9 protein-coding genes are annotated in these 12,315 nt (G+C 75.7%); 8 read left to right on the top strand and 1 reads right to left on the bottom strand.

The features are described 5' to 3' along the window. Positions 1 to 82: 82 nt before the first annotated feature. The 6 genes from OYE22_RS25630 (at position 83) to OYE22_RS25605 (ending at position 7,631) form a co-directional block, all read left to right on the top strand. Positions 83 to 2,032, top strand: coding sequence for a hypothetical protein (locus OYE22_RS25630; protein ID WP_277322593.1), 1,950 nt, complete (start codon positions 83 to 85; stop codon positions 2,030 to 2,032). Between the two features lie 281 nt (positions 2,033 to 2,313). After that, positions 2,314 to 3,243, top strand: a complete 930-nt coding sequence (locus OYE22_RS25625) for a metal-dependent hydrolase (protein ID WP_277322592.1) — start codon at positions 2,314 to 2,316, stop codon at positions 3,241 to 3,243. 2 nt (positions 3,244 to 3,245) lie between these two features. Then, positions 3,246 to 4,349 carry a PDR/VanB family oxidoreductase gene (locus tag OYE22_RS25620; protein WP_277322591.1) on the top strand — a complete coding sequence of 368 codons (1,104 nt, stop codon included), beginning with the start codon at positions 3,246 to 3,248 and terminating at the stop codon, positions 4,347 to 4,349. A gap of 39 nt (positions 4,350 to 4,388) precedes the next feature. Continuing rightward, complete coding sequence (locus tag OYE22_RS25615; RefSeq protein WP_277322590.1) at positions 4,389 to 5,219, top strand: TetR/AcrR family transcriptional regulator; 831 nt, start codon at positions 4,389 to 4,391, stop codon at positions 5,217 to 5,219. Positions 5,220 to 5,428: 209 nt separating this feature from the next. Then, positions 5,429 to 6,445: a DUF4253 domain-containing protein gene (locus tag OYE22_RS25610; RefSeq protein ID WP_277322589.1), complete on the top strand. Its 1,017-nt coding sequence runs from the start codon at positions 5,429 to 5,431 to the stop codon at positions 6,443 to 6,445. A 409-nt stretch (positions 6,446 to 6,854) separates the two neighbouring features. Further along, the gene (locus OYE22_RS25605) at positions 6,855 to 7,631 is read left to right on the top strand and encodes a hypothetical protein (protein ID WP_277322588.1); all 777 of its coding nucleotides are present in this window, start codon (positions 6,855 to 6,857) and stop codon (positions 7,629 to 7,631) included. Positions 7,632 to 7,680: 49 nt separating this feature from the next. On the opposite strand, the gene OYE22_RS25600 is transcribed toward OYE22_RS25605, so the two are convergent. After that, positions 7,681 to 9,513: a glycoside hydrolase family 13 protein gene (locus OYE22_RS25600; RefSeq protein WP_277322587.1), complete on the bottom strand. Its 1,833-nt coding sequence runs from the start codon at positions 9,511 to 9,513 to the stop codon at positions 7,681 to 7,683. A 457-nt stretch (positions 9,514 to 9,970) separates the two neighbouring features. On the opposite strand from OYE22_RS25600, the gene OYE22_RS25595 reads away from it, so the two are divergent. Both OYE22_RS25595 and OYE22_RS25590 read left to right on the top strand, forming a co-directional pair. Then, positions 9,971 to 11,056, top strand: a complete 1,086-nt coding sequence (locus OYE22_RS25595) for a LacI family DNA-binding transcriptional regulator (RefSeq protein ID WP_277322586.1) — start codon at positions 9,971 to 9,973, stop codon at positions 11,054 to 11,056. Positions 11,057 to 11,142: 86 nt separating this feature from the next. Then, positions 11,143 to 12,219, top strand: a complete 1,077-nt coding sequence (locus tag OYE22_RS25590; RefSeq protein ID WP_277322585.1) for a phosphatase PAP2 family protein — start codon at positions 11,143 to 11,145, stop codon at positions 12,217 to 12,219. Positions 12,220 to 12,315 lie beyond the last annotated feature (96 nt).

Below are 12,315 nucleotides of genomic sequence, written 5' to 3'. Positions count from 1 at the left end.
CACGGGTCGCGGGGCCCACGGCGCGGGCCCCGCGACCCTGCCGCGCAGGTGACCATCGCCTGCCTCGCTCGTTCTACGGGCCGTGGAACAGCAGCAGGCGACAGCGCCCCCCAGCGAGCCCCCCGGCCCCCTCGACCCGGAGCTGGCCGAAGCCGCGCTCACGGAGCACTATCGGCACCTGGTGCGGCTCGGCTACGTCGTCCTGCCGCCCGACCTCGGCCGCACCCGCCGCGTCCTGACCGCGCACGCCCTGGCCCAACGCGCCCTGCCGCGCGGCGCGACAGACGCCGCCGAGCCGGCCGCGACCCGCTCGGCCGGGCTGCCGGGACAGCGCGGGGCACGCGGGGCGGCCGACGGCTACCCGCCGCTGCGGCTGCGGGTGTTGCGGGCCGCCCTCGATGCCGCGCGGCCCCGACGGCGCTGGGAGTTGCCGCCCCGCGCCGCGCTGCCGCCGCTGCTGCCGCAGGTGTGGGGGCTGCGGCTGGCCCCCCGCTCCGACGGGCCCGCCGCGCTGGCCCTGGAACAGACCCTGGCCTCCCTCTCCGGGCCCGGCCGGGCCGCCTTCGCGCTGCGCGACCTCGACGGGCTCGACGGGCCGGCGCTGCGCCGGGTCCTGGCGGATGCGGGCGTGGCGGACGCGGCCGCGGCCGTCGCCGAGGCCGACGGCGTCCCCCGGGCCGACCGCGCCGACCGGCCGCGGCTGGACTCGCCGGAGTTCGACCCGTGCGCGCTGCGCGCCCGCCCGACCGACCTGGCGCGCCGCCGCCAACACGGCCGGGCCGCGCTGGCCGCGGCCGCGGCCCTCGCGGTGTGCGCCGTGTTGCTCGGGCTTCCCGGCGACGGCTGGGGCCCGGACGGCGCCGCGGCCCCCACCTACGCCCGTAACCCCGCGGCCGACGCGGCCCTCGACCCGAACCGGCTCACCCGCGCCGAGCCGGACGCCTGGCGCACCGCCAGCCGCCGCGACTTCGCGACCTGGCCCGCGCGCGGCGACCGGCTCGGCGACCGTGAGCTGCTGCGGCGGGCGCTGGCCGTGTGGGCGCGGCCCGGCGGCTCGGTGCGGGTCGCGGCCACCCCCGGCACCCTGCCCGGACCGCCCGCCGGGCCGCCCCAGTTGCTGTTCGCCGGCACCGTGGACCAGGCCGCGGTGGTGCTGTTCCACGACGGGCTGCGGGTGGTCAGGTACGCGGAGGCCAGGAGCGGCGACGGGGGCGGCGCGCTGCTCGACCTCGGGCGCGCCGACGCGGCCGACCAGGCGTCGGCGACGGCCCTGGTCCTCGGCCGCGTCGGCGGCACCGTGCGCTATCTGACGGCACCCTGGGTGCGCTCGGTCGCGGTGCGGGACCTGTTGGCCCCGCAGGAAGCGGCGCGGCCCGTCACGCGCGGCGCCGACGGGGTGACCGCCCCGGTGCGCAGCCCCGTCCAGGCCAGGGAGTGCACCTCCTGGCCGGCCCTGCAGCTCGGCCCGCACCTGGCCACCGACCTCGGGGAGTTGGTCCCGGCCCGGCTGACGTACGGGCCCCCCGGCGCCGGCACCGACGCGACGGGCGCGCAGGCGCTGCGCGATCTCGCCCGTACCGCCTGTCACCTGCCGGAGCTTCGCGGGGCCGGCGTGCGCGACGTGAACGCCTGGCAGTTCGCCAGCCAGGTGCTCCCGGAGGCCGCGGGCAGCGCCGCCTGGGTGTGCACCAGGGCGGAGACGTGGCGCGGCACGGGCGCCAGGACGCTGGCCCAACTCCAACTGCCCGCGCGCCGCCCCGACGCGCCGGGCACAGTCGCCGCCCGCTCAAAGGACTCGGCGGCGTGCGGGCCTCGCGCCCCGCACGTGCTGTCCGGCGTGCTGTGGAAGTCCCCGGCCGGCCAGTGGTACGTGCTGGCCGCGGGCGACTCCGAGGTCACCTCGATCACCCTGAGCGGCGGCATGACCGGCTCGGCCCCGGGCAACCTGCTGGCCCTTCCCACCAAGCCCGGCACCCGCCCCGACCTCAGCGCCACCCTCGCCAGCGGCGAACGCCTCACCGCCCTGCGCTGACCGACCACCTCCCCCAACCCGCCCCGCTCCTCCCCGCACCTGACCGGCCGGCCCGGTCCCGGCTCACCCCGGGACCGGGCCGGTTCGCGTGGGGGCGGCGGTTCGGCGGGCTCGCGAGGGGTTCGGGCAGCGGAACGGCGGAGGCGGGTCGCGGGGCAGCGGATGCTGGCGGGCCGAGTGGCGGGGCGGCGGGCGCGGGGCCGGCGGGCGGCCGTCGGTGGTGGGAATTCCCGGGTGCGCACCCCTGTTGCCATCTACTTACCCGCCAGTACATTGACACCATGTCTAATACGGCCAAGGCGCGGCCCGCCCCCGTGGCCTCGGAGTACACCCCGCTCGCGGCACGGAACGTGGACTTCGAGTGGTCCGGCACCCCGCTGCACTGGGTGCCGGGCGACCCCGCCACGACGCACACGATCAACGTGCTGCACCTGCTCCTGCCCGCCGGCGAGCGCTGGTTCGTGCACGTCTACAAGCAGGCCCTGCCGCTCATCCGGGACGAGCGGCTACGCGCGGACGTGCTCGGCTTCATCGGCCAGGAGGCCGTGCACTCCCAGGCGCACGACCAGGTGCTGCCGCACCTGGCGCGGCTCGGGCTCGACCCCACCCCGTACACGGCGCAGGTCGACTGGTTCTTCGAGAAGCTGCTCGGCGACCGCACGCTGCCGCCCGGCCGGGCGCGCGAGTGGTGGCTGCTTGAGCGGATCGCGCTGATCGCGGCGATCGAGCACTACACGGCGTTCCTCGGGGACTGGGTCCTCGGCGCCGACGCGCTCGACCGCAGGGGCTGCGACCCGGTCATGCTCGACCTGCTGCGCTGGCACGGCGCCGAGGAGGTCGAACACCGCTCGGTGGCGTTCGACCTGTTCCAGCACGTGGACGGCGGCTACCGGCGCCGGGCGCGGACCTGGGGCGCGGCCTTCACCGCGCTGGTCTTCCTCTGGCAGCGCGGCATCAGGTTCTTCATGGCCAACGACCCGACGCTGCGCGACGGCAAGGCCAGCCTGCGGGAGTTCGTCCGGGCCGGGCGGCAGGGCCTGCTGCCCCGACCCGGCGCCATCGCCCGCTCCATACCGGCCTACCTGAGCCCCGGCTACCACCCCTCGCGGGAGTTCAGCACCGCCCAGGCTCTGGCCTACCTGGCCAACTCCCCCGCCGCGACGGCCGCCGAGGCCAAGGCGGCCCCCGCCCGCCCGACCGGAGGTGCCTGACCATGGCCCGCGTCCCCCTGCCCCGCCCCCGCACCGTCATCGCGCTCGCCGCCGCCGCGCTCGTCGTCCGGCACGCCCTGGGTCGCGAGGTCGAGCGGTCCCCGCTGTGGCCCATGCCCGCGTTGGAGGACCCGATATCCGGCCGTGGCCGGGGCGGGTCCGGCGGCGCGGCGCCGCGCATGATGATCACCGAACGGCGGGAGGTGGCCGACGGCGTGATGCTCCTGCGGCTGGCCGGCACCGAGTTGCCGCCCTGGCAGCCCGGCGCCCACCTGGACCTCGTGCTGCCCTCGGGGACGATCCGGCAGTACTCGCTGTGCGGCGACCCGGCCGACACCACCTCGTACACCATCGCCACCCGGCTCGTCGAGGACGGTCGCGGCGGCTCCCGCGAGGTCCACGAGCAGTTGCACGAGGGCGAGGAGGTCGAGGTGCGCGGGCCACGGAACCGCTTCCCGCTGGTCGAGGCCCCGGCGTACGTCTTCGTCGCGGGCGGCATCGGGATCACGCCGATCCTGCCGATGCTGCGCGCCGTGGAGGCGGCCGGCGTGCCGTGGCGGCTGGTGTACGGGGGGCGTTCGCTGGCCAGCATGCCGTTCGTGGCCGAGGTCGAGAAGCTCGGCGGGCCGGAGAAGGTCAGCGTGCTGCCCGAGGACGAGCGGGGCCGCCCCGACCTGGCGGCCGTACTGGCCGGTGCGCCCGAGGGAGCGGCGGTCTACTGCTGCGGGCCCGACGGGCTGATGGACGCGGTCGCCGAGCTGTGCGCGGCCGACCCGCCCGGTGGCGGGCTGCACATGGAGCGGTTCGCGCCGGGCGGGACGGGGCACCGTGGCGGCGTGGACACGGCGTTCGAGGTGGAGCTGCGCCGCACCGGCACCACGGTCAGCGTCGGGCCCCGGACCAGCGTGCTGACCGCCATCCGCGAACAGGCCCTGCCCGACCTCGCGTACTCCTGCGCCCAGGGTTTCTGCGGCACCTGCCTGCAACGGGTCGTCGCCGGCGACATCGACCACCGTGACGAGTTGCTGACCGACGCGGAGCGCGACGACCAGATGCTGATCTGCGTCTCGCGGGCGTACGGGGACAGGCTCGTACTCGACCTCTGAGCCGGCCGGAGGGGCGCGGTGGCCAACTAGGATGAGGCCATGGCCAAGAGCGCGCGCCGCAGAATGGGCGTCGAGGAACGACGTGAACAGCTCATCACGGTGGCGCTCGACCTCTTCGGCAGTCGGTCCCCCGAGGACGTCTCGATCGACGAGATCGCCGAACGCGCAGGCATCTCCAGACCGTTGGTCTACCACTACTTCCCCGGCAAGCAGAGCCTGTACGAGGCGGCGCTGCGGCGCGCCGCCGACGAGCTGAGCGCCCGTTTCGTCGAGCCCCGGGAGGGGCCGTTGGGCGAGCGGCTGCTGCGCGTCATGGGCCGCTTCTTCGACTTCGTCGAGGACCACGGCCCCGGCTTCTCGGCCCTGATGCGCGGCGGCCCGGCCGCCGCGGTCGGCGGCGGCGAGGTGCCGCACCCGACGGGCAGTGCCCGCGCGACCATCGACGACGTGCGGCAGGCGGCGTACGAACAGATCCTGGCGCACCTGGAGGTCGAGCGGCCCTCCGCGCGGCTCGCGCTGATCGTGCGCTCGTGGGTCTCGCTGGCGGAGACCACCGCCCTGCTGTGGCTCGACGGGCGCACGGTCGCGCGCGCGGAGCTTGAGGTGCAGCTCGTGCACGACTTCGTGGCGCTGGCCTCGGTGGGCGCCACGGCGGACCCGGAACTGGCCGACCTGGTGCGGCAGCTGCTCGTGCGGGAGCCGCCGGACGGACTCTTCGCCGACCTGCTGACGCGGCTGATCACGCTGGTGCCCGAGGTGACCGACGCCCCCCAGGTACCGCTGGACCCCCACGTACCCCACGCGCCGCACGTCTCGCACCCCCCGCACGTGCCGCACGCTCCCCGGGCGTCCGAGGTCCCCCGGGTCTGAGATCCCCCGCGTCCGGACTTCCCTAGAGCTGGCACACGTGGGTCCGGATTGGCCGGGTTTCGCGGGCTGTGTCCTGCCCTCGGAGCGGGTGGTGGCGGGTGGCCGCCGGCTGCCGGCCGATGGGTCGCCGGCTGTTGCGCGCCGGGACGTTGACCGCCCGACGCCTGTTCGACGCTGAGTTGTCAGACACTGGGGGTAGCGTCACCCCCGTGACCACGCACGCGACACCCCCGAACCCCCTCCACATCCTGGCCGCCGACCCCACGGGACGCTCCCTGGGACTCGACTTCGACCTGCCGCCGGGCACCCTGCACCGGCTCACCCTCGACGGCCTGTGGCACGAGCCGCTGCTGTGGCGCGCCACCGAGCCGGCCACGGAGGACTCGTGGGGACGGCTGCTGCCCGCGCTGAAGGCGGCCGGGTTGCGCCCGGTGCTGCTCGGCGGGGAGCGCGAGAGCGATGGCGACCAGCCGTGGAACGAGGAGTTGGGCCCGGACCTGGCGTCCGACCCGGACGACTACGAGGCCGGCGCGCTGCTGGCCGAGTGGTGGGCCGACAACACCGCCCCGGTGGAGGACGAGGAGGACGCCGCCGGCGCTGACCGGCGGGGCGCCGCCGTGGTCGACGGGGACGTTGAGCGGGCGGACGGACTGGAGCCCGACGCGGACGAGGAGTTGGCGGACGGCGCGGCCGAGGGTCCCTGGCGCGCGGGGCGCGCCCCGGGGCAGCCGGCGCGCGAGGGCGGCGCGGAGCTGGACGACGCCGTGGCGCTCGCTCCGTACGGCACCGCGTGGCCCGGCCTCGCGCCGGCCTGCCCGGCCGTGGTGGACCCGGACGAGCGCGCCGCCGAGGTGGCCGCCGCCCTGGTGGAGTACGACATCCTCACCGCGCCCCGGATAGCCCTGGTGCCGGCCGAGCGCAGCGCGGACGTCCTCGCGGCGATCGGCTGGCTCGGCCCGCTGAACTACGACGAGGACGCGGCCCCGTTCTCCGCCGTGCTGCGCTCCTGGGAGGACCGGTTCGGGATACGCGTGGTGGCGCTGGAGTTCGACGTGCTGCACGTGTCGGTGCCCCACCCGCCCCGCACCCTGGAGGAGGCGCTGCCGATCGCCGCCGAGCACTTCGCGTTCTGCCCGGACAACATCTGGCAGGACAGCGAGACCCTGGAGCGGTACGCGCGGGAGCACCTGGTGGGCAAGCACAACTGGTCGTTCTGGTGGGACTGACCGGTCCGGGTTAGGCCGGCCCGGCCACGCGCCGCCGGGCCGGGCCGGGCCGGCTCGTCACGGGGACCGTAACCCGCGTGGTGGAACACGGTTTCGCATCGGTCGCCGCCAGGAAGGTGACACGCCGCTCCGACAACCGCGCCGTTCCGCGCGGGCGTCTTGTGGGGCGGCATGGTCCCGGGCGGCGCGAGAGCGCCGGAGAGTGAGGTGCGCGGAGATGACAACCACCCGCCGGGGAGGCGGCCCCCGTCCACCGAGCCCTCCGGCTCCCCCAGGCGGCGGGCCCGTACCGCTGCGGCCGGGACCGCCGGCCCCACCGCCGGCCCCACCGGCCCCGCCGCCACCGGGCGTCCCGAACGCCCCCGCCCGGCCTCGGGGTTGGCCGTCGGTGCTGCGGACGTTGCGGCGCGTGCCCGTCGGCCTGATCCCGGTCTTGCTGCCCTTCCTGTTGCTGCTCTCGCCGCTGGTGGCGCTGTACTCGATCGCCCGCGGCGCCCGCCTCACGGCCTGGCGCCTCTTCGTGCGCGGCGGCGCCCCGGTCCCGGTCCACGATCCGCAGGTCGCGCGCCTGAAGACCCTCCGGACGTGGGCGGCGGTCGCGGTCTCGATCGCGGTCGTCGCGGCCCTGGGAAGCCTGCGGGACCTGGACCAGCACCTCACCGAGCACTGGGCCACGCTCCTGCTCACGCCCTGGCTGCTCATCGCCAGCGGCCCGGTCGTCCTCGGCGTCCTCATCTGGCTCGCGCCGCCCACCCGCCGCGCCACGATGCGGGCCGCGCTGCGCGGACCACTGCGCCAACTCGGCCTGTTCTTCGGCACCTTGGCCCTGATACCGGCCCTGTTCTACGGCCTGGACCTGCTCAACCCCTCGCACGTGGGCGGGAATCTCGGCACCCTGCTGATCCTGGCGTGCGTGGTGGCGGGCATGTGGTCGGTCTTCCTGTTCCTGTTCGCGTCGGCCACGGTGGCCCGCACCGGCTTCGGCACGGCGGCCGTGCACCCCGCGACCCCGGCCCTGTTGACCAGCGTCCTGGTCTGGGAGATCGCGGCCATCGGCGGACTGCCCAACGGGCCGCCCGTCCTGGCGTACGTGCTGCTCGTCGGCGGTCCGGCCACGGTCACGGCCCTCTCCTGCTGGGAGATCAGCCGACTGCGCTCCCGGTACGGGGTGCGGCTGCGCGGCTGAGCCGCCTCGCGGGCGCCCGGGGCGGGGGCCGGCCGCCCCGGGCCCGGGCTCACACCGCCCACCACACCGCCGTGTCGGCGGGCAGCTCGCGCGTCCCCCCTTCGGCGGGGCCGAGTTCGGCGCTGGCCACCAGCACCGGGCCGGGCTCGGGCAGGCGCACGGGGGCGGACGTGGTGTTGACCGTGCACTGCACGCCGCCCAGCGGCGCGTCGCGCCGGAAGGAGAGCACCCCCTCGGGCGCCGTCAGCCAGCGCACCGCGTCCCCCGCGCCGAGCGCCGGCTGCTCGCGGCGGACCGCGAGCGCCCGCCGGTAGAGCTCCAGCGTCGAGTGCGGGTCACCGGTCTGCGCGGCCACGCTGAGCCGGGCCCAGGTGGCCGGCTGCGGCAGCCAGCTCGGGCCACCGGGCTCGGGGCCGAACCCGTACGGCGGAACGTCGCCCGACCAGGGCAGCGGCACCCGGCAGCCGTCGCGCAGCCCGGCCTGGCCGTCACCGCGGAAGAACGAGGGGTCCTGTCGCACCTCGTCGGGCAGGTCGGTGACCTCGGGCAGGCCGAGTTCCTCGCCCTGGTAGAGGTAGGCGGAGCCGGGCAGCGCCAGCATCAGCAGCGCCGCCGCCCGCGCGCGGGCTAGCCCCTGCTCCGGGCCGGCGTCGGCGAACCGGGTGGCGTGCCGCACCACGTCGTGGTTGGACAGCACCCAGGTGGTGGGCGCGCCGACCGGACGCATGGCGGCCAGCGACTCGTCGATGACCGCGCGCAGTGCCGCGGCGTCCCAACCCGTGGTGAGGTAGTGGAAGTTGAACGCCTGGTGCAGCTCGTCGGGGCGCAGGTAGCGCGCGGTGCGCTCGGCGCTGGGGGTCCACGCCTCGGCGACGCCCACGCGCTGCCCGGGGTACTCGTCCAGGACCTTGCGCCAACTCCGGTAGATCGCGTGGACCCCGTCCTGGTCGAAGAAGGGCAACGCCTGGTTGCCGAGCAGCTTGAGCTGCCCGGTGCGGCCCATGTCGGGCAGCCCGGCGGCCTTGACCAGGCCGTGCGCGACGTCGATGCGGAAACCGTCGACGCCGAGGTCGAGCCAGAACCGCAGGATGGTGCGGAACTCGTCCTGGACGGCGGGGTGGTCCCAGTTGAAGTCGGGCTGCTGCGGTGCGAACAGGTGCAAGTACCACTCGCCCGGGGTGCCGTCGGGGTTGGTGGTACGGGTCCAGGCGGGCCCGCCGAAGATGGACTCCCAGTCGTTGGGCGGCAGTTGACCGTCCGCCCCCTTGCCGGCCCGGAAGTGGAAGCGGTCCCGCGGCGCGGAGCCCGGCCCCTCGCGCAGCGCCCGTCGGAACCAGGCGTGCTGGTCGGAGCAGTGGTTCGGCACCAGGTCCACGATCACCCGCAGCCCGAGCCGGTGGGCCTCGTCGATGACGGCCTCGGCGTCGGCCAGCGTGCCGAACATGGGGTCGATGGCGCGGTAGTCCGCGACGTCGTAACCGGCGTCGGCCTGCGGCGAGGCGTAGCAGGGGCTGAGCCAGACGGCGTCGACGCCGAGGTCGCGCAGGTGGGGCAGGCGGTGGCGGACGCCGGCCAGGTCGCCCATGCCGTCGCCGTCGGCGTCGGCGAAGCTGCGCGGATAGACCTGGTAGATGACGGCTTCGCGCCACCATTCGGAGTGCCGCGCGCCGGCGGGGGCGCGGTGGTCGGCGGTGCGGGGTTCGCCGACGGGGTGGCCTTCGGCGGGCTGGTCGGCGCCGGGGCGGTGGTCGGCGCGCGGCGCCGTCGCGCCGGCAGCGTCGGGGGCGGCGACAGCGTCCGGGGAAGAAGCGGGGGCGACCGGGGTGGCTGCGGGGTGGTCCGTCGGAGCCGTGCCGGTGGGGGCGGCGAGGTGCTCTGTCATGTCATCCCTGGGGTGCTCGGATACGGAGCGGCGGCGCCGGCCCACGGGCCGGTGCGGCGCCACGGTGGGGCGCGGCGGGGGTGTGGTCGCTCGCCGGCCGGCGGTCGGGCCACGGCGGGCTGGCTGGGTTGCCGAGGAACGTAACAGGGTTGCAAGGACACGGAAAGAGCTTGCGAGAGTTTTCCACCGCGCCCCCGAGACACCGCTCCCACGCGCCGGCCCGCCAGCCGCCGCACGCCCTTGACAACCAGCTCAGCCAGGGCCTTTCCATCCTCCTACCGCGCCGGACTGCGACTGCAAGAACTTGCAAGAACGGTGCTCGGCCTCCACCGCGCGCCCCCGCACGCTCCCCGCGCGCCGCTGCCCCGACACCCCCTCGCGGTGGCGCGCGAACGGCGTCCGGGACCGCCCCGCCCGCGGTGGGCAGGGCGGCGGGCGACCGGTAGGGTCCCACTCCATGACCGCACGGCTCGCCGACATCGCAGCCCAGGCGGGGGTCAGTGAAGCCACCGTGAGCCGGGTGCTGAACGAGAAGCCCGGCGTGGCCTCGGCCACTCGCGCATCCGTACTCGCCGCGCTCGACGCGCTCGGCTACGAACGCCCCCTGCGTCTGCGCCGGCGCGGCACCGGGCTCGTCGGGCTGATCACGCCCGAGCTGGAGAACCCGATCTTCCCCGCCCTCGCCCAGGTCATCGGGCAGGCCCTGACCCGGCAGGGGTACGCGCCGGTGCTGGCCACCCAGACGCCGGGCGGTCCGACCGAGGACGAGCTGACGGAGATGCTGGTCGAGCGGGGCGTGGCCGGCATCATCGTGGTCTCCGGGCTGCACGCGGACACCACCGCCGACGTGCGCCGCTACGCGCGCCTGCGCGCCGGTGGCATGCCCTTCGTGCTGGTGGACGGCTACGCGCCCCAGGTGCGCGCGCCCTTCATCTCACCCGACGACCGGGCCGCGATGGAGCTGGCCGTCACCCACTTGGCCGCGCTCGGGCACCACCGGATCGGCCTCGCGCTCGGACCCGCGCGCTTCGTGCCGGTCCAGCGCAAGATCGAGGGGTTCCTGCGCGGCATGCGGCAGCGGCTCGGCGTCGCGCCCGAGGCGTGCGCGGAACTCATCGAGCACTCGCTTTACACCCTGGAGGGCGGCCGGGCGGCCGGCGGCGCGCTGCTTGAGCGGGGCTGTACGGCGGTGGTGTGCGCGAGCGACATGATGGCCCTCGGCGCGGTGCGGGCCGCCCGCGAGCGCGGGCTGCGGGTGCCACGGGACGTGTCCGTGATCGGCTTCGACGACTCGCCCCTGATCGCCTTCACCGACCCGCCGCTGACCACGGTGCGCAAGCCCGTACGCGCCATGGGGCAGGCGGCGGTGCGGGCCCTGTTGGAGGAGATCGGCGGAGCGCACTCGGCGGACGCGGCGAGCGCCGCCTCGGCCCCGCTGTACAGCGAGTTCGTGTTCCTGCCCGAGTTGGTCGTACGGGAATCAACCGCTTCCGCGCCAGGTGTCTCACCGGCCACCCGCGCTCGCCCAGCCCAGGGGGCGTGAGGGGCGGGTGTCCGCCTCTCGGGTGAGGCGCATACCCGACCTGCGGGTGATCTGCCGAGCAGACAAGTCTGGCAGACTGTTCTTCTATGGGTGAAGCGATTTCGAGGACTCCGGAAGGCCGGACGGCAGCTCTCCCGCCACCCATCGAGGAGCGCGCGGAAGAGGCCGGTCCGCCGGTCGCGCGCACCCGCCTGGCCCGGCTCCGCGCGCCCCGCAGGCCCCGGCTGTGGTTCGAGATCCTGCTCATCGCGGTGAGCTACTGGACGTACTCGCTGATCCGCAACGCGGTGCCGGCGCACAAGGACACCGCGCTGCGCAACGCCCACTGGATCTGGGACGCCGAGCAGTACCTCGGCCTCGCCGTCGAACGCGGCGTGAACCACGGCGTCAACTCGGTCACGTGGCTGATCGTCGGCATGAACTACTACTACGCCACGCTGCACTTCGTGGTGACGATCGGCGTCCTGGTGTGGCTCTACCGCTGGCACCCCGGGCGGTACGCGGCGATCCGCCTGGTGCTCTTCGCCACCACCGGCGTGGCCCTGGTCGGCTTCTTCTTCTTCCCGCTGGCCCCGCCCCGGCTGATGCCGGACATGGACTTCATCGACACGGTGCTGGTCCACCACACCTGGGGCTCGCTGGCCTCGGGGAACCTGGCCGAGGTGTCCAACCAGTACGCGGCCATGCCCTCGATGCACATCGGCTGGTCGACCTGGTGCGGAATCACCATCGCCGCGCTGGCCAGGCCGCGCTGGGTCAGGACGCTCGGCGTGCTGTACCCGGTGGCCACGCTGGTGGTGATCGTCGCCACCGCCAACCACTTCTGGCTCGACGCCGTCGGCGGTCTGATCTGCCTGTCGTTCGGCTTCGCGGTCGCCACGCTGTGGTACGCGGCCTCGCCGTACCGGCTGCCGCAGCACATCGCGAGCCCCGTCGCACGGCGCTCCGTCCCCGGCCGGGCCACGCAGGCACCGGCGGCGGCCGAGCCCAGCCCCGCGCCCCCGGCCGAGCGGGAGCGGCACGGGGCGTCAGCCGCCCCGAAGGCCAGCGAGGCCCAGGCGGCCCCGCCCGCGCCGGGCCCCACGGACGGTGCCGCGGCGGCTCCCGCCACGGGTGACGGGGCGGCGGCCGACCGCCCCAGCACCGCGGCCCGCCGCTCCTGACCGCCGACCGCCCCAGCTCACCCCTGCTGACCGGCTGACCGGCTGACCAGCGATTTCCGGCCGGTCTACCTTCATCGGCCGAGCCGGCCCGTCGCC

This window comes from Streptomyces sp. 71268 (assembly GCF_029392895.1).
Lineage (GTDB): Bacteria > Actinomycetota > Actinomycetes > Streptomycetales > Streptomycetaceae > Streptomyces.
The sequence above is the reverse complement of the archived record's forward strand: the minus strand, read 5'-3'. Positions and strand labels throughout refer to the sequence as shown.

What these genes read in the sequence shown, in the direction of transcription:
- OYE22_RS25625 (WP_277322592.1), top strand. Translation starts at nt 2,314, where the DNA reads ATGTCTAATACGGCCAAGGCGCGGCCCGCCCCCGTGGCCTCGGAGTAC.
- OYE22_RS25620 (WP_277322591.1), top strand. Translation starts at nt 3,246, where the DNA reads ATGGCCCGCGTCCCCCTGCCCCGCCCCCGCACCGTCATCGCGCTCGCC.
- OYE22_RS25615 (WP_277322590.1), top strand. Translation starts at nt 4,389, where the DNA reads ATGGCCAAGAGCGCGCGCCGCAGAATGGGCGTCGAGGAACGACGTGAA.
- OYE22_RS25600 (WP_277322587.1), bottom strand. Translation starts at nt 9,513, where the DNA reads ATGACAGAGCACCTCGCCGCCCCCACCGGCACGGCTCCGACGGACCAC.
- OYE22_RS25595 (WP_277322586.1), top strand. Translation starts at nt 9,971, where the DNA reads ATGACCGCACGGCTCGCCGACATCGCAGCCCAGGCGGGGGTCAGTGAA.
- OYE22_RS25590 (WP_277322585.1), top strand. Translation starts at nt 11,143, where the DNA reads ATGGGTGAAGCGATTTCGAGGACTCCGGAAGGCCGGACGGCAGCTCTC.